Here is a 17714-nt window from a genome sequence, read left to right on the forward strand (position 1 = left end):
ATTAACGAGAACGTGAATGCGTCGAAGAGCCGTATCAAAGATACAGATTTCGCGAAAGAAACGACGGCAATGACCAAATCACAAATTCTATCGCAAGCGTCAAGCTCAATCCTTGCGCAAGCGAAACAAGCGCCTAACTCAGCGCTAAGTCTGCTAGGTTAATCAATTTAACAAAGCAAGAAACCAAAGCCAGGCTCATCCCTGGCTTTTTGCTTATTGGCTATAACGATTCAGATGTGTCCTGACAGTATGTTCGATAAGGCATTCATATCGATTAGATGATCTCTTTAAATTCCAATGTTTCTGCGATGGTGGCGCAGAGACACCTGAGTCAAGCAGCTGCGCAAAATGTTGAGTCACAACGCAACCTAACTTCGGGGTTTCGAATCAACTCGGCGAGCGATGATGCGGCAGGTTTACAGATATCGAATACTCTCCATGTACAAACGAGAGGGCTTGATGTCGCCTTAAGAAATGCGCACGACGCTTTTTCTGTTGCTCAAACAGCGGAGGGAGCATTGCACGAAAGCAGTGACATATTGCAACGCTTACGCTCTCTGGGGCTTCAAGCAGCAAACGGCAGTTATGACTCAAGTGATCGGCAAAGTATTCAATATGAGGTCGTAGCGCTGCAAGATGAGCTTGATCGTGTCGCGATCACGACAACATTTGCGGATAAAAACCTGTTTGATGGATCTTACGGTTCACAAAGTTTCCATATTGGCGCGAACGCTAATTCAATCTCTTTGACGTTACGTAACATGCGTAGCCATATCCCAGAGATGGGAGGGCAGCATTATGTTGGTGATGCGGTCGATAAAGATTGGCGAGTCACTAAAGATAACCAAACCCTAAAAGTCGAATACCAAGACAGTAAAGGGCAAACCCAAACGGAATCCATTGGACTCAAATTGGGTGACCGTATAGAACAGGTCGCCACTTACATCAATGCTCAACAATCGATAGTGAATGCTTCAGTAACGGAAAACAACGAACTGCAATTCTTCGCTTCTACGATGAAGGCGCCAGAGGGTGTGGTTCTCGATGGGAGTTTAGCGGATGAGCTTGATGTGAGCGCTGGTCAATTAGTCACAATGGATGACATCGATATGTCGACGGCAGGTAAGGCGCAGCTTTCAATTGGGGTGATTGATGCAGCAATTAAGTATGTTGATTCGCACCGGAGTGAAATTGGCAGCTTTCAGAACCGTGTAAACGGCTCGATGGATAACTTAAATACTGTGAATCGGAGTGTTACAGAATCCAAGAGTCGAATAAGAGATACAGACTTCGCAAGAGAATCTACGGAAATGGTGCGTTCTCAAGTGCTCCAAGATGCGACAACTGCGTTATTGGCTCAGGCAAAGCAAAGGCCGAGTTCGGCACTTGGATTACTTAGCTGAGCGGGTTTCAGCGATGCCCATCGCTCAGAAAAAAGTCAGATAATAAAAAACGCTGCCATTGGCAGCGTTTTTTTCGTGTTCGATTAAGTAAAAATTACTTAGTTACACGTAGAACTGGAGTTTCACCAACAGTTACAGAACCAGAAAGCTTGTTTAGCTCTTTGATTTCGTCCATGTTAGAGATAACAACTGGAGTTAGCGTTGACTTCGCTTTCTCTTCTAGAAGAGCTAGATCGAATTCAATTACAGTGTCGCCAGCTTTAACAGTTTGACCTTCTTCAGCGATACGCGTGAAGCCTTCGCCTTTTAGTTCAACTGTGTCGATACCGAAGTGAACGAAAAGCTCAACACCGTCGTCAGACTCGATAGAGAACGCATGGTTAGTTTCGAAGATCTTACCGATAGTACCGTTTACAGGAGCTACCATTTTGTTGCCTGCTGGCTTGATAGCAATACCGTCACCAACGATTTTCTCAGCGAAAACAACATCTGGCACGTCTTCGATGTTTACAATCTCACCAGAAAGTGGCGCGATGATTTCGATAGCACCAGCGTCAGCGCTGTCATCAGATACAAGCTTCTTAAGTTTGTCAAACAGACCCATTGTGTCATGCTCCTAAGGTTTGGTTTTATTCTGTCGAATTATAGTATACCAATATAGCTCATTAGACGACTTTTTTCGCCGTCTAATGGCCATTAAGTATTGAATTACTTGGTACTACCGATTACTGAGCTTTCTCAGCAATAAACTTTTCTACCACGGCTTCGATTTCTTCTGCTGTCGGTAGAGAAAGGGCTTCTTCAGCCATTGCTTTCACTTCTGCGAAGTTAGAGTTACGAACTACTTTCTTCACTTTAGGGATTGAAATGCCGCTCATTGAGAACTCGTCCAGACCCATACCTAGAAGTAGAAGTGTTGCACGCTCGTCACCTGCAAGTTCACCACACATACCAGTCCATTTACCTTCTGCGTGAGAAGCGTCGATAACTTGCTTGATCACAGTAAGTACAGCTGGTGATAGTGGGTTGTATAGGTGAGAAATCATCTCGTTACCACGGTCAACCGCTAGCGTGTACTGAGTTAGGTCGTTTGTACCGATAGAGAAGAAAGACACTTCCTTCGCTAAGTGGTGTGCGATCGCAGCAGCAGCAGGAGTTTCAACCATAACACCGATTTCGATGTTTTCGTCGAACACGTGGCCTTCAGCGCGTAGCTCTTCTTTGTACTCTTCGATGGCTTTCTTAAGCTCACGGATTTCTTCGACAGAGATGATCATTGGGAACATGATACGCAGTTTGCCGTGTGCAGAAGCACGTAGAATGCCACGAAGCTGATCACGAAGGATTTCACGACGATCTAGACTGATACGTACAGCGCGCCAGCCTAGGAATGGGTTCATCTCTTTTGGAAGATCCATGTATGGGAGATCTTTATCGCCGCCGATATCCATAGTACGGATGATCACAGCTTGACCGTTCATTGCTTCCGCAACTTCTTTGTACGCTTGGTACTGTTCTTCTTCAGTTGGTAGCGCAGTACGGTCCATAAATAGGAATTCAGTACGGTACAGACCAACACCTTCACCGCCGTTACGAAGGATACCGTCACAGTCTTTCACTGTACCGATGTTACCGCAAACTTCTACACGATGACCGTCAGTCGTTTCTGCGTGTAGGTCTTTCAGTTTCGCTAGCTCTTCTTTTTCAGCTAGGAATGCTGCTTTAACCGCTTTCGCTTCTTCTAGCTCAGCTTCTGATGGGTTGACAACAATCTTGTTGTTCATTGCGTCAAGAATCAGCATGTCGCCATTCTTAACTTTCTTCGTGATGTCGTTAGTACCAACGATAGCTGGAAGCTCAAGTGAGCGAGCCATGATTGAAGTGTGAGATGTACGACCGCCGATATCACAAGCAAAACCAAGCACGTAGTCTAGGTTAATTTGCGCAGTTTCAGATGGCGTTAGGTCGTAAGCAACAAGAATTACTTCTTCGTTGATATCGCTAAGCGAAACAATGTTGATGCCTAGTGCGTTCTTAACAAAACGAGAACCGATATCGCGGATGTCAGTTGCACGCTCTTTTAAGTATTCGTCGTCTAGAGACTCAAGAGCACATGCTTGCTCTTCGATCACTGAGTGGATAGCGTGATCAGCAGTCATCTTGTCGTTTTTGATAAGTGCTAGGATTTCCTCTTCTAGCTCTTCGTCTTCAAGAAGCATGATGTGACCTTCAAAGATCGCTTCTTTTTCTTCGCCAAACGTTTCAAGCGCTTTTTGCTTGATAGTTTCTAGCTGAGCTGCAGATTTGTTACGAGCGTCAAAGAAACGCTGAACTTCAGCTTCTACTTGATCGTCAGAAATAGTGTTTGTGTTTAGGACAATTTCATCTTCTTGAAGTAGTAGTGCTTTACCGATTGCAATACCAGGAGATGCTAGGATGCCTGAAATCATAGCCTTACCTTAAGTTTGGTCAACTTTATAAAACGGGAGAATAATGGGTGCGCTAACGAATAGTTTTAGCTTAGTTTTGAGCCTATTTCCAACGAAGCCATTTTGCTTTCACAAAATGGCTTCTGGAGTAGGAGACCGGATTAGTGTAGTTGGTCCATTAGAGCAACTAGGTGGTCAACTGCTTGCTGAGCTTGTGGGCCTTCAGCAGAAATAGTAACTTGAGTACCTTTTACTAGGCCTAGTGTTTGTAGTTTGAACAGGCTCTTAGCGCTAGCGCTTTTACCGTTAGAAGTCACAGTGATGTCTGCGTCGAATGCTTTCGCTTCTTTAACAAACTGTGCAGCTGGACGAGTGTGAAGGCCGTTTTCTGCTGTGATTTCTACTTGCTTCTCGTACATGTGATATACCCCAATAAATGTATTTTTTTGTTAGTTTGTGACCAGATTTTAGCTTAACTGCTTTACATCTTGTGCGCTAGCACGGGAAGAGTTCAAAGCGCGTCAGTTCTGATACTAGTCAAAAGTTTGGTAACTACGCAACTGTTTGCGTGCGTAATCACTTTGAAACCTTTTTGTGTTCTGCTTCTTTATTTTGAAGCTAGAAATAAAACACCCTGATATTACCAAAGGTAGGGCAGGGATCAACAAAAAAGCCCCTAAACGGGGCTTTTTTAAACTAAAAATTGATTTGAACACATATTATTGTTGGTTCTCTTTTTCGGTAAAGATACCTGCAAAGAGTGCTGTACTTAGGTAACGCTCACCGGAACTTGGCAAGACAGTTACAATTGTTTTTCCTTCAAATTCAGGTAGTTCCGCAAGTCGGTTCGCTGCAACAACCGCTGCGCCAGATGAGATACCAGCTAGGATACCTTCCTCTTCCATTAGGCGACGAGCCATCTCAATCGCTTCTTCTGAGGTAACTTGCTCAACACGGTCAATAATGTCTAAATCGAGGTTACCAGGGATGAAACCAGCACCGATACCTTGAATTTTGTGTGGGGCAGGTTGGATTTCTTCGCCAGCAAGTGCTTGTGCAATAACCGGAGACTCTGCTGGCTCAACTGCAACAGAAGTGATGGCTTTGCCTTTTTCACCTTTGATGTAACGGCTTGTACCTGTGATAGTACCGCCCGTACCAACACCAGCAACGAATACGTCGATTTCACCGTCTGTCGCTTCCCAAATCTCAGGGCCCGTAGTCTTTTCGTGGATTTCTGGGTTCGCTGGGTTGTCAAATTGTTGAAGAAGTAGGTACTTCTCAGGGTTGCTTGCTACGATTTCTTCTGCTTTAGCAATCGCCCCTTTCATGCCTTTCGCCGCTTCAGTCAGCTCAAGGTTCGCGCCTAGTGCTTTTAGTAGCTTACGGCGTTCTAGGCTCATTGATTCAGGCATGGTCAATGTTAGCTTGTAACCGCGAGCAGCCGCTACGAATGCTAGAGCAACACCTGTGTTACCACTGGTAGGTTCTACAAGCTCTACACCTGGCTTAAGAAGGCCCGCTTTCTCTGCTTCCCAAATCATGTTTGCACCGATACGGCACTTAACACTGAAGCTAGGGTTACGCGCTTCAATTTTCGCGAGAACTTTGCCTTTACTTACTTTGTTTAGACGAACGAGAGGTGTATTACCAATAGTAAGAGAGTTATCTTCGTAGATTTTGCTCATAGTGATGTTCCTTCATTACACGTTGTGTGAATATGGATAGAAGAATATGCGGTATGAAAAAAAGGGAAAAGGATTAAAAAGTTATATCTTATTAGGTTGGCCCAGAACTTGATAAAAGAAAAGGGAAAAGCTGGCGCTGATCCCTTTCCTTAATCTCTAATCGACTATCGTTGGTGCTTAAACTCCGCGACCCACATAGCGGTTGCACCACATATTGCTACAGGCATGACAATGAGGTTCAAAATTGGGATCGTCGTAAATACAGACACCAATACCCCAAAGCCATAGGCCTTACCTTGCTTTTGTTTCAATTTGTAACGCATGTCGTTAAATGGGATTTTGTGGTTATCAAACGGGTAGTCACAATATTGAATCGCGAGCATCCAGGCGGTAAAGATAAACCATAAAAATGGGCCTACTGTTTGTCCAAGGGCAGGGATGAGCAATAACAGGAATAGGCCTATTGCTTTAGGTAAAATGTAAAGGAGCTTTCTCCACTCACGAGCTAAAACGCGAGGAACATCTTTCAGGACGGCAGTGAAACCATCATCATTTACTTTTTGTCCCGTTAAGTACTCTTCCACTTTTTCAGCCAAGAGGCCATTGAATGGCGCGGCGATAAAGTTCGCGAGCGTGCTGAAAAAATAGGAGAAGGTAGCGAGTATCGTTAGAGCGAGTAAAGGCCAAAGAATGTAAGTTAACCAGGATAAAAACTCAGGCAGCTGCCCAATCCAGCCTTCTATCCATATATTAAGGTTTGAAAATAGATAGAAGATGGCACCACCTACAAGCAAGATATTTGCAAGTAGAGGTAAGATGACAAAGCGCCTGATTTTAGGGGCTAGTGCCAATTGTATCCCGTATAGAAAATAACCGAACCCGGTTCTCTGCTGATTGTTTTTCTTCATGTCTATTTTGGCTTCGTGTAAATGAAAACTCATTGTACCTGTGAGGACTTTTCTTTCAAAGCCCTGACAAATGACGTCTTGTTAAGTGGAATCGTGGCAAGAATCACAACAAAAAACGGAACTTCTTGCATTAAGTTGTTCTAAATCTACATATAGTTTTGGTAAAGTAAACGTATCATTCAGATTTATTGCACTTGGGTTGCTGCTCAAGGAACTGCGAGTAGTAAAAACAAGTATATTGAGAGTAAATAATGCAGGAATTGCGATTCGTACTCATTGTTGTTGGCGCATTAGCCATCGCGGCATTACTGTTTCATGGTTTATGGAGCAGTAAAAAAGAAGGCAAAGCAAAGTTTGGTAACAAGCCACTTGGTAAGCTGGATGTTGACCAAGAAGACAAAAATGATCTTGTTGAGAAAGAACGAGACTTCGCTCCCGCTCCTGAAGATGACTTTGAGATCATTCGCAAAGATCGCAAAGAACCAGATTTTGGGATGGCGAGTTCTTTCGACAACAAGTTTGAATCTGACCCGTTATTCGGTGGTCCATCTGAAGTCAAACAGACGCAGCAGGAGCCGGATGACATCCCTTCATTTGTTGCAGAAAAAGATAAAGAAGAGGACGTTGAGCCTGTTGTTCAAGCAACAGTAGCTGAAGAGCCATTCCAGCCTGCTGTGGAAGAAGAAGTTATTCCCGCCGCGTTTGATATTACGGAGAAAGAACAGCAAGTCGAAACGGTTAGTGAGCCTGTCGTTGCAGAGCCTAAGGAAGAGCCAAAGCCAGAACCTGAAATGCAAGTGATTGTATTGAATGTGCACTGTGCTGGTGAAGAGCCATTTGTTGGTACTGCTTTATTTGAAAGTATGCAACAAAACGGTCTAATTTATGGCGAGATGGATATTTTCCATCGTCATGTCGACTTGTCCGGTAACGGCAAAGTGCTGTTTAGCGTCGCTAATATGATGCACCCTGGTACGTTTGAACATGCTGATCCTGCTGAGTTTACAACGAAGGGTATTTCATTCTTCATGACATTGCCTTGTTATGGCGAGGCTGAACAGAACTTCAACTTAATGCTCCGAACTGCGCAGCAAATTGCTGATGACTTAGGTGGTAACGTACTTGATGACCAGCGCAACTTAATGACGCCAGATCGTTTAGCATCTTATCGACGTCAAATAGTTGAGTTTAATGCCGCTAACGCATAATCTTAACAGCAAATAATAATAGGGCTCCGGATGGAGCCCTTTTTCTTGGATTTCCCAACCTCACCGATTGAAAATACACGGGGCTTTACTATGTCTGAATCAGTACTTCAGCGACTAGAAGAACTAAAAGAGTCGTTGCATTACCACGCTGTGCGTTACTACGTGGAAGATAACCCAGAGATCCCTGATGCCGAGTACGACCGTTTAATGCGAGAGTTACTGGATATTGAAGCTGAGAACCCTGACTTAATAACCGTAGACTCGCCAAGCCAACGTGTCGGTGGGCAACCTCTCTCTGCGTTTAGCCAAGTGACACATGAAGTACCGATGCTTTCGCTTGATAACGCGTTTGATGATAGTGAACTCGATAGTTTCCACAAGCGCGCACAAGAGCGCGTGGGCAGCCAGAGTGTGAAAGAATACTGTTGTGAGCCTAAATTGGATGGACTCGCCGTAAGTTTGTTATATGAGAATGGCGTTTTAGTTCAGGCGGCCACTCGAGGCGATGGTACTACGGGTGAAAACATCACAGAGAATGTGCGTACGATTAAAGCTATTCCTTTAAAACTCAGAGGTAATGACTGGCCAAATCGTCTTGAAGTTCGTGGTGAAGTCTTTATGCCGAAAGCTGGGTTTGAAAAGCTCAATGAATTAGCAAGGAAGAAAGGCGAGAAAATCTTTGTTAATCCACGTAACGCTGCGGCAGGTAGCTTACGACAATTGGATTCACGTATTACGGCTTCTCGTCCGCTTAGCTTCTATGCATACAGTGTAGGCGTGGTGCAAGGTGCAGAATTGGCAGCAAGTCATTACGAACGCTTTTTGCAAATCAAATCTTGGGGACTGCCAATGTGTCCGGAAACTAAGCGAGTTGAAAGCTTGGCGGATGTAAAAGCTTACTACCAAGATATATTGCAGCGTCGTGATGCCCTCCCTTATGAGATCGATGGTGTCGTTATTAAAATTGACGATATTGCCGTGCAAGAGCGTCTGGGTTTTGTTGCTCGCGCTCCACGTTGGGCGATTGCCTACAAATTTCCAGCTCAGGAAGAAATGACGACACTGAATGAAGTGGAGTTCCAAGTCGGTCGCACTGGTGCGATTACACCTGTTGCTAAACTAGAGCCTGTATTTGTTGGTGGGGTAACGGTAAGTAATGCGACGCTTCATAACGCAGATGAGATAGAACGTCTGCAAGTCAAGATTGGTGATCACGTTGTGATCCGCCGTGCTGGCGATGTTATTCCGCAAGTCGTTTCTGTCATCAAAGAGCGCCGACCAGAAACAGCTCGAGATATTGTTTTCCCAACTCAGTGTCCTGTTTGTGGTTCGCATGTTGAGCGGATCGAAGGAGAAGCGGTAACACGTTGTATGGGGGGCTTAGTTTGCCAAGCCCAACGCAAACAAGCGCTAAAACACTTTGTTTCTCGTAAAGCGTTAGACGTTGACGGTTTAGGCGATAAAGTGATCGAGCAGCTTGTTGATCGTGAGATGGTGAAAACTCCTGCTGACTTATTTAAGTTATCAGCGGGGATTTTAACCGTACTAGATCGCATGGGGCCAAAGTCTGCGCAGAATATTGTGAATGCGTTAGAAAAATCCAAAGAAACAACTTTACCTCGGTTTTTGTATTCACTGGGGATCCGTGAAGTTGGCGAGGCAACCGCAGCAAACTTAGCAATGCACTTTAAAACGTTGGGAGCGATCCAAAATGCTACCGAAGAGCAGTTGATTGAAGTGCAAGACATCGGTGCTGTGGTTGCTCAACATATTACGACTTTCTTTAGTGAAGAACAGAACCAAGCGGTGGTTAAAGATTTGCTTGAACAAGGAATTCATTGGCCAGAGATTAATACTACTGAGCAGGTGGGGGAATTACCATTAGAAGGTAAAACAGTAGTATTAACGGGAACACTTTCTCAACTGGGGCGTACAGAAGCCAAAGAAGCCCTCCAAGCACTGGGGGCTAAAGTGACGGGTAGTGTTTCTAAGAAAACCGATATTTTGTTTGCTGGTGAAAATGCAGGTTCGAAGCTCGCAAAGGCACAAGAACTGGGTATCGAAATTAAAACAGAACAAGACTTACTCGAATTGATGAATTAAGTCTTCTCAAAAAAGCTAAAAAATAACTAAAAGCCCCGTATGGTAAGCATGCGGGGCTTTTTCTTGTCCATAATTAAGTGTTTTTTTATTGAGTAATTGATGCCTTTGTTCTTTTCAGTGATCAAGATCGAACCTTGGGTTATTGGTTTTTTTGGCTTTTTTAGTCTGCGAGTGACTTCAAGTTGATACTTTCAGGCTAAATTTAAATGTTTGATTTTAAATGATATTTTGTTGATTTGTGTTGGTGTTGTTAAAAATAAGATCTGGATCAATAAGTTATATGGAACTTTGGAGTGGCTCATATTTTTTTAGAAAAAAAATAAGTTCCATTTGGATGTTTTTAGCTGCGAAGTTAGTCTTAATCACGTGGATACACGGTGTGTATGCAGGAACTAAAAAAAAGCCAAATTAGAAATAATGAGGTTTGATCAGGAATTTACTTCTCTCCTTCGGCGGCCAACTAAAGGTGAGATAGAAAAATACAGCTATATCCATTTTTAGGAGTTTTTCCATGGACAAATTTTTTAAGGTTTCAGCGTTAACCGCAGCAATGTTTGGTGTTGTTGCTGTCGCTCCAGCTACAGCGTCTACTGAAAGTGCAGCAGGTGGCGAGTACGTAGAGAAAGTGAACGAATTTATGCAAGACTCAAGTCTGAATGCATTATTCATAGTTGATACTCGTTCACGAACTCGTACAACAGGTAAGCCCGGCGGTGAAAATGGTGACCGTTGGAGTCGTCTAAACTACTCTTCTTACAACGCAATTTTAGACTTCACTTCTGGCTACCACGATGGTTGGGTGGGCGCAGATGTTGCGGCTTACTACTCTGGCGATCTTTACAACGATAGTCTTTACAATTCAAACGAAGGCTACCTATGTAACGAAATCTCAACTTGTAACAACCTAGACTGGGGTGCAGGTGATGGTCAGCAGCTTAAAGTTTACAAAGCAGCGCTGAAATTCAAAGCAAACGAAAACTTTAATGCTCGTTTCGGTATGTTACAGGCTGGTGGTAACGGTACAATCGGTAACGTTTGGAGCTTTGTACCTGGTACTTACCGTGGTTTCGAACTAAACGCTAAACTTGGTGATTTCAACCTAAGCTACTTTGGCGCAGACCAATTTACAGCACCTTGGCTGCTTCACGAAGATGATTACGCACCAGCGCTTTGGTCTGACACTTCATGGAGCTACCTACACTCTCTGGGCCTAAACGGTAACCTAACTGACAGCTTGTTTATGCAACTTGGTTTGGGTCAAGCTACTGGCGTTCAATATGCAAATGGTGTTGACTGGGGTGCAGGTCAAGTAACTAGCTACCACAACGAAACTGACAACACTTCTTACAAGGCTTACTTGAAGTACACTGTTAGTGACCGTACAACTCTAGCATTTGATTTCTACGGTGTTGACGATGATGTGAAATACGATGGTCTAGGTTTCCACACTGGTCTATCTTTGAATCAATCTTTCGGCAAGCTAGCTTGGATGTCTGAGTTGCGCTACACAGACACAGATAACCGTGCGGACTTCGTTCCTCGTACTATTCATACATATGGTATGAACAATGGTACTTGGTCTCAGTGGTGGGACGCGCTGTCTGACTGGAACAAAGCGGGTGAGCTAGCATGGTACAACCGTCTATCTTACAACCAAGGTAACGGCTGGAACTACTACCTAGGCTTTGGTTACGGTACTGGCGCTGACTCTGCAGCAAGCGGAGCATCAGGTGACTGGGATTACGAAAGCGAATACGCAGTTAACGCAACAGTATCTTACTCACTACAAAGTGGCGCGCTTAAAGGTTCTACCATTCGTTTACACGGTACAATCCTAGAACGTGATGAGTACGCAGGTGCTAGCGATGCGGATGAAACAGACTTACGTCTACAAGTTCTTATCCCTTACAGCTTCCACTAATACTTAATTAGATAATAAAAGGAGCCGCTAGGCTCCTTTTCTATTTCACTTCTCGGCCGTCGTATATTTTGCAATATAACGGTGGCAACATATGTACATTACCGTTTGGCAACTCACACTTTATCTCTGGGCCTAACGTACGACCACCGGATGCACCATTAGCATGAGTGGTTAACGGAATTATGGCAAAAGACATTACTAATAGACCAGATAAAAATCTCATAATAATCACCTTAATATAAACTTTAAATATCTACGTGCTTGTATAAACCGTGACTACGCAGAAAGGCAAGGTTGAATAGGGCTATTATATCAAACTAAGCTCTTACTTCTTTACTATTCCCATTCCCCACCTCTAAATCGACACATTTCACTTGGAATATTCGTAACGTCGCCACTTGGCATCTTACATTCGACTATAGGTCCCAAATTAGTTGTACCGCCGTTTCCGTTGTTGTAGGCAAAGGAAGAAAAAGAAAAAATACCGCACAACATTAGAAAGAGAAGCTTATTCATAGTACATCCTCTTACTTACCAAATAAAAAGCACTCAACTTAAATGCTTATGCGTTAAGTATGTATCCGAGGATAAAAAGATCAAAAAATAATTCAATAAAGTTTTATTTTTTAAAATAAATTTAGATCGATAATTTACCTAGATATATTTCTATCTTATTGATTGTCGTGTGTTGAATAATTAAATAATAGGAAATGGTAGGTAGGGTATTAATAATATTACTAATACTTATTTTTTTCTCGATTTTAATTAAGGTAATGAAATGAAAGCAGTTGTTTAGATTAAAGTAATGGAGCATGATTTGCCCCATTACTTTGGCATAAATTAATTAGAATCAGGCTCAATGATTAAAATAATACCTTCAACATCGGTGATTCTTACGCGGGTACCGGCTGGAAGTGCTTGATCCGATTGTGCGGACCATGTGGTATCGGCTACCTTGATGCGATTGAGCCCGACGGAAAAGTCTTCTTCAAGGATAAGAGTACGCCCAATTAACTGCTTGTACTTTTGGTTCAGATCTCTTTCTTGGTCTTCTTGCTTGTCTTTAGACCATTGTCGTCGCCACCAAAGCCAGGTGGTGATTAAGCTGAAGCTTGCAAAGCAAAGCCATTGCAATTGCCAGCTCATTGGCAAAACGGTCATGAGTGCTCCAACGATAAGTGCAGACATCCCGAGCCAGAGAAAATACCCTGCGGTACCAAGTAGCTCAACTGCTAAAAGAGCAAAGCCAAACGCTAGCCAATGCCAGAAAGAGATACCTTCCAACAAACTAAAAAAGTCCATAAATTATTCTTTATCTTGCTGTTTAAACATTTCTGCTATCCCTGCAACCGAGCCCATTAGTCCGGTTGCTTCTAATGGAAGCATAATGATTTTACCATTTTCGGCTTGACCAATGCTCTTGATCGCTTCGGTATAACCCTGTGCAATGAAGTAATTGACGGCTTGCATGTCACCTTTTGCAATGGCTTCGGAAACCATGTAAGTCGCTTTTGCTTCTGCTTGCGCGGCACGCTCACGTGCTTCTGCATGGAGAATAGCAGACTGCTTTTCGCCTTCAGCTTTTAATATCTCTGATTGTTTATGACCTTCGGCCTTTAATATCTCAGCTTGGCGAACCCCTTCTGCTTCAAGAATTTCCGCACGCTTATTACGCTCGGCTTTCATTTGCGCATTCATTGCAGCGGTCAGATCGGCTGGTGGCTGGACATCTTTAATCTCAATTCGTGTGACTTTTACGCCCCAAGGGTTTGTTGCTTGGTCAACAATCGCCAACAGCTTAGAGTTGATCATGTCGCGTTGGCTCAGCATTTCGTCCAGTTCCATTGAACCTAAAACGGTACGAATGTTCGTAAGGGTCAAGTTTCTAATAGCGTGTTCTAAGTCGTTGACTTCATAAGCCGCTTTTGCAGCATCGATCACTTGAACAAATCCGACAGCGTCAATAACCACGTTAGCGTTATCTTTTGAAATGACCTCTTGCGCAGGAATATCGAGAACGCGCTCCATCATGTTTACTTTTTGACCAACTTTATCAACGAATGGAATGATCAAGTTTAAACCCGGCTTTAATGTGTGGGTGTAGCGTCCGAAGCGTTCAACTGTCCAGTTGTTTCCTTGCGGAACCGTTTTAATGGCTGAAGATAAGATAACGACAGCAAGAACGACGAAAATACCGATGGTGATCAGTGAATCAATTGGCATGAGTTATTCCCTTAAGTGCATAATATTCGATCCATTTTTACCTATTTATAGACAATAGACAATTGAAGTTCTGAGACCTTTGAGAGGTTATTGGTTTTTTATATGACAAAGGCCGGAAACACCGGCCTTTGTCATTGCATGGTTTTACTCTCGCTATTTTGCGGGGTATTCAATCCAACTTGAACCATCAAGAGAAACATAATATTTCCCTTGTACTTCAATCACAGTAGAGCCTGAGTTCTGCGCGACAACTCGTGTTTCTGGTAGGTTCTCTGTCAATATTGAAGGGCTAAACGTCTTACTTTGATAAATGTTTTTATCCAGGATATTCGAAACGAGCTGCGACAATGCCAGATAGCTAGATGGCTCGCTTACGTGTTCGGTGTCGCCCTGACGCTGAATTCCTTCTCCGAAGATTTTAATTCCTACCGGTGTATGAATGATTGTCGGTGCAGGAATTTCTCGCATACCCGAAATTTGCATGCGGTCTCCTCGCATTCCACCACCATGTTCTGGTACCAAAGCGACAACGATGTTGCGTTTTGAGGACTCTAAGGTTTTAAAGAACGCGTGGAGGTCATCAAGCAAATTCTTAAGGCGCATTTTGTAGCTAGCAATAGATGTGCTTGAATTCGCATTGATGATCCTGTTGCCATCATGTAGTGAAATTGAGTTGTAGAGTGCCACGACTTTGTCGTCACTACTGTTAAGTCTTTGCTGCCACCAGTTATCCAATACTTGCTTATCGCGGAAGATCGAAGAGCCATCAAAAGATTTTTGGTAAGGAGTTAAGTCTTCTTGAGACATAAGAGCCGCTTGTAAGTCGCCGTCTTTTTTGATCAATTCAAGGAAGCTATCAAAGACACCATTGTGGTTCATCAGTAAATTTTCTGTGAAGCCTAGCTCTTTCAAACTTTCGAACAAGTAGCACTGCTTTGATGGTGCTGGCTGGAACAGTTGACTGTGTTCCTGTTGACCACAATTGGCTCGTAACAGACGAATGACCGCAGGCCCGCTGTATGACGTTGCAGAGCTAAAGTTGTCGAACATGATGTCAAATTCTTTGAATAGAGGATGATCGGCCAGTCCTGCAATTTCGATGTCATCCCACGCGACCGAGCAAATACTCAAGAACAACAAATCGAAAGGAGCATCCATTGCGCTGTTGGTATCGAATGCCACACGTCGAGAAGCTTCTTTAGAAAAGAAATCTGCAGTTAACGTGTTGAAACTGGCATCATTAATTTCCGTTATTTGAGGTTGTTTGCTAGCAGTAACCTCGGTTGTCGGCTGTTGTTGAGCTACTTCTGCAGCCACTGTTGTCTGAGGTTCAGTCGTCATAGGAATACTTATATAGACCATCGCAATAACCACAAAGACTGAAACTCTAACGAACTTGCTCAAAATAAAGTACGCACCACACAAAGCGAGCAATCCGAGTATTGCTTGGAATGATAAAAATCGTCCCAAAAGCTCGACCAGATAACTCAATTCAAACTGCATTAACTGTCCCGCTTGAGCCCAAAGACGGTCTAGAGGAGGTAGGTAAGAATCGTAATGCAAGAGCCACGCTGCGGCGACAAATACAACGATATGACGTACCGCATTTAGGCTTTTCATCGAGATAGGAAGCAGGATGAAGATCAACAGCGCAAAGTTTTCTATTGGATGGAAATCGATGATTCCTTGAAAATAGAGCGCTGTTTTTGCGATAAAGTAAATATTCCACCAGCCCAATCCTATAGTAGAGGGGGTAGAGTCATGAGAATGCGATATCATTACTTAAGCTTCTTAGTATTAGTGGCTGATGTATCTAGCTCAAAATAGCGCGAGCGTTTTAAGTGCTTGTGGTAAAAGCGTCGGGTAGCGTTTACTAGGTCACGGATAAAGTATCCTAGGAGTAGGCCAATACCTGAGCTGATAATCACGGTCAGTAAAAAATCGTTAATATTCATGAACGCTCCTTGAGCTCGATGGTTTTTTTCACAGCAAACAAAGGAGGAACATCAGTAATGGAGTTAGTGGCGGTATGGAATATTTTCCTCTCTGTCGCCAGAGCTGAAACGTCGTCGGATATGACGGCTTCATCTTGAACGATGAATTTTAACTCTGTTTCGATATCTAATTGAGTATCAAACGTGTGAGTTGAATGAAATAAGTCTCTCACTGGGAACTCAAATATATTGTTGAGTGCAATATCAATATCGCTATGTCGAATAGCACTGAACAAGACATATAGAGCTTTGTTGCAGGCTGTCACAACGTCGCCATCTCTTCGAATATGGCAAAGACGTAAACATTCCTCTGCCGTCATACCTGGTAATAAGTTCAGCTTGATAAGCGCAAAGTTCACATTTGAGTGTGTTGAGTGGGAAATGACGTCAATACAGTATTGGCTAAAGTCCTGGTTTTGTAAGTAGCCTTTGCTACCAAACTTAAGGTCATACTTTAAGAGCGCCTCTAAACTGTCAGGAATTGGGCGTGTAAGCATCTGGCCTTGAATTGCTTCAACCTGAGTCATAAAGCGCATTGGGGGGATTTGCGCGTGAGAAATGAAGTTTGCCCCCGAGCGAAGTAAGAACTTTTCATCTGCATATCTCAGACATTGTTGGGTCTCCCTGACAATAATCTTTAGCTGACGGCCATACGCGGACCTTAAACGGTAGCAATCTAACGCGATCTGTTGAACTTCGCTTTGGTTATCACAGCTGAAAACAATAGTTGAAGAGCGAGGGTTGTCTAGCATCGCTATGAGTCCTTGATTGCTCTCTGCCACACGCATCCCTTTTGGGGCTTTCACGCTTTCTCTGAAAGCTCTTCTGCTGACATAGATTCTATCGCTATCCGATTTGTCTTCTGGCATGACATGAGATTGATGCGTTTCGTAAGACGTTGCTTTTAGTGTTTTATCTTTAGTTTTAGTGAGAATGTATTCGTGTTGGGTAATTACACCGTGTTTATTGGACCAAAAATCCACAAGATAGCAGTAGCGAGCGTCATCTAATGATGTCATGGTCGCCAAACCTGCAATGTGTCTATTATGAGAAATAAGAATGGGCTTTAATAGTGAAGTCGTCAGATGCCCATATATACAAACACTAATAGTGATTTTTTTATTATTTGCCAGCTCATTTAAGCTTTGTAGAAAGACACTTATAAAATCATCATTAGTTGATGATAGTAGCGAGTCTGGAACAACTAATAGACATGTAGAAAACTTCTTTATGTTCGTTTGGTGAATGTCTTTAGCAAGATTTATAGCTTTGGGTGTTTTTTTTGTGAATTTATGACTAAGAAAAAAACACTGTTCAAGGTGGGTTTTAGATAAGTCATTGAATTTCATTAAGGCTTCATCATTCAATGTGGACAAAAAAGTTTCTTTGTCTGTAAAGCTTGTAAGTGAAGTGTTGTCATTTTCCGGTAGTGTACTGAACAAATAATCAATAAGCATCTGTTTATGAGTAAATAAGTTTACATAAACAGAGTTTATCTCTCGTTCGTTTTTAATAGCAGATGATTCAGAGAGTGATGACATAAAGAGCCTTAAATCAATAACTTAATGTGTTTTGTGAAGCTCACAATCCGTTGTATGCTAATCGTTACAATTTTGATTTTCTTAGTGACAAGAAAATGACGCTAAGATATTAAACGAAATTGATCAGAAATTAAAATAGTTATAGCATGTGCTTCACATGATGTTTATGAGTTTAAAATCAATAGTCTCTAAGTCTATGATTCTCATTTAAAATATTTAAATTTCTTATGTGTATTAAATGGATGGTAACAATTCATTATTGTAATCCTTTTTTCTGAAGTTAAATATTATTTAGG

Annotated in this window: 16 protein-coding genes; 5 read left to right on the forward strand and 11 right to left on the reverse strand. The window is 42.8% G+C overall.

Going from position 1 to position 17714, the window contains the following annotated elements; genetic code table 11:
* Together R7P72_RS13865 and R7P72_RS13870 are read left to right on the forward strand one after the other, a co-directional pair.
* Positions 1 to 162: flagellin (locus R7P72_RS13865; RefSeq protein ID WP_254845721.1), on the forward strand; the 162-nt coding region annotated here is incomplete at its 5' end.
* 116 nt (positions 163 to 278) lie between these two features.
* Positions 279 to 1403 (forward strand): flagellin, encoded by a 1125-nt coding sequence (locus tag R7P72_RS13870; RefSeq protein ID WP_005382040.1) that lies wholly within the window; start codon positions 279 to 281, stop codon positions 1401 to 1403.
* A 94-nt stretch (positions 1404 to 1497) separates the two neighbouring features.
* Here R7P72_RS13870 and crr read toward each other — a convergent pair whose 3' ends face one another.
* From crr to cysZ, 5 genes are all read right to left on the reverse strand, one after another.
* Positions 1498 to 2007, reverse strand: coding sequence for a PTS glucose transporter subunit IIA (gene crr, locus R7P72_RS13875; protein ID WP_005382041.1), 510 nt, complete (start codon positions 2005 to 2007; stop codon positions 1498 to 1500).
* A gap of 121 nt (positions 2008 to 2128) precedes the next feature.
* A complete protein-coding gene (ptsI, locus tag R7P72_RS13880) occupies positions 2129 to 3853 on the reverse strand; it encodes a phosphoenolpyruvate-protein phosphotransferase PtsI (protein WP_005382042.1) in 1725 nt (574 codons plus the stop codon).
* Between the two features lie 140 nt (positions 3854 to 3993).
* Positions 3994 to 4251: an HPr family phosphocarrier protein gene (locus tag R7P72_RS13885; protein ID WP_005382043.1), complete on the reverse strand. Its 258-nt coding sequence runs from the start codon at positions 4249 to 4251 to the stop codon at positions 3994 to 3996.
* A gap of 300 nt (positions 4252 to 4551) precedes the next feature.
* Positions 4552 to 5520 carry a cysteine synthase A gene (cysK, locus tag R7P72_RS13890; protein WP_005382045.1) on the reverse strand — a complete coding sequence of 323 codons (969 nt, stop codon included), beginning with the start codon at positions 5518 to 5520 and terminating at the stop codon, positions 4552 to 4554.
* Between the two features lie 164 nt (positions 5521 to 5684).
* The gene (gene cysZ, locus R7P72_RS13895; protein ID WP_025767003.1) at positions 5685 to 6428 is read right to left on the reverse strand and encodes a sulfate transporter CysZ; all 744 of its coding nucleotides are present in this window, start codon (positions 6426 to 6428) and stop codon (positions 5685 to 5687) included.
* Between the two features lie 251 nt (positions 6429 to 6679).
* On the opposite strand from cysZ, the gene zipA reads away from it, so the two are divergent.
* The 3 genes from zipA to R7P72_RS13910 all read left to right on the forward strand — a co-directional run bounded on the left by zipA (position 6680) and on the right by R7P72_RS13910 (position 11660).
* Positions 6680 to 7636 (forward strand): cell division protein ZipA, encoded by a 957-nt coding sequence (gene zipA, locus R7P72_RS13900; RefSeq protein ID WP_017819969.1) that lies wholly within the window; start codon positions 6680 to 6682, stop codon positions 7634 to 7636.
* Positions 7637 to 7726: 90 nt separating this feature from the next.
* Positions 7727 to 9739: an NAD-dependent DNA ligase LigA gene (gene ligA / locus R7P72_RS13905; protein ID WP_017819968.1), complete on the forward strand. Its 2013-nt coding sequence runs from the start codon at positions 7727 to 7729 to the stop codon at positions 9737 to 9739.
* Positions 9740 to 10250: 511 nt separating this feature from the next.
* Positions 10251 to 11660, forward strand: a complete 1410-nt coding sequence (locus R7P72_RS13910; RefSeq protein WP_318110628.1) for a porin — start codon at positions 10251 to 10253, stop codon at positions 11658 to 11660.
* Between the two features lie 40 nt (positions 11661 to 11700).
* Here the strand turns inward: R7P72_RS13910 and R7P72_RS13915 are convergent, their stop codons facing one another.
* The 6 genes from R7P72_RS13915 to bcsE all read right to left on the reverse strand — a co-directional run bounded on the left by R7P72_RS13915 (position 11701) and on the right by bcsE (position 17418).
* Positions 11701 to 11883: a hypothetical protein gene (locus R7P72_RS13915; protein ID WP_213907346.1), complete on the reverse strand. Its 183-nt coding sequence runs from the start codon at positions 11881 to 11883 to the stop codon at positions 11701 to 11703.
* A gap of 617 nt (positions 11884 to 12500) precedes the next feature.
* Positions 12501 to 12962: an NfeD family protein gene (locus R7P72_RS13920; RefSeq protein WP_017634826.1), complete on the reverse strand. Its 462-nt coding sequence runs from the start codon at positions 12960 to 12962 to the stop codon at positions 12501 to 12503.
* A 3-nt stretch (positions 12963 to 12965) separates the two neighbouring features.
* The gene (locus R7P72_RS13925; RefSeq protein WP_005382060.1) at positions 12966 to 13883 is read right to left on the reverse strand and encodes an SPFH domain-containing protein; all 918 of its coding nucleotides are present in this window, start codon (positions 13881 to 13883) and stop codon (positions 12966 to 12968) included.
* A 153-nt stretch (positions 13884 to 14036) separates the two neighbouring features.
* Entirely contained in the window at positions 14037 to 15662 is a 1626-nt protein-coding gene (bcsG, locus tag R7P72_RS13930; RefSeq protein WP_025767002.1) for a cellulose biosynthesis protein BcsG, read from the reverse strand.
* Positions 15662 to 15838 (reverse strand): hypothetical protein, encoded by a 177-nt coding sequence (locus tag R7P72_RS13935; RefSeq protein WP_017819966.1) that lies wholly within the window; start codon positions 15836 to 15838, stop codon positions 15662 to 15664. Before R7P72_RS13935 ends, bcsG begins: the two co-directional genes overlap by 1 nt.
* Positions 15835 to 17418 carry a cellulose biosynthesis protein BcsE gene (bcsE, locus tag R7P72_RS13940; RefSeq protein WP_053303303.1) on the reverse strand — a complete coding sequence of 528 codons (1584 nt, stop codon included), beginning with the start codon at positions 17416 to 17418 and terminating at the stop codon, positions 15835 to 15837. Before bcsE ends, R7P72_RS13935 begins: the two co-directional genes overlap by 4 nt.
* Between the last annotated feature and the right edge of the window lie 296 nt (positions 17419 to 17714).

The organism is Vibrio sp. Vb0888 (assembly GCF_033338835.1).
Lineage (GTDB): Bacteria > Pseudomonadota > Gammaproteobacteria > Enterobacterales > Vibrionaceae > Vibrio > Vibrio alginolyticus.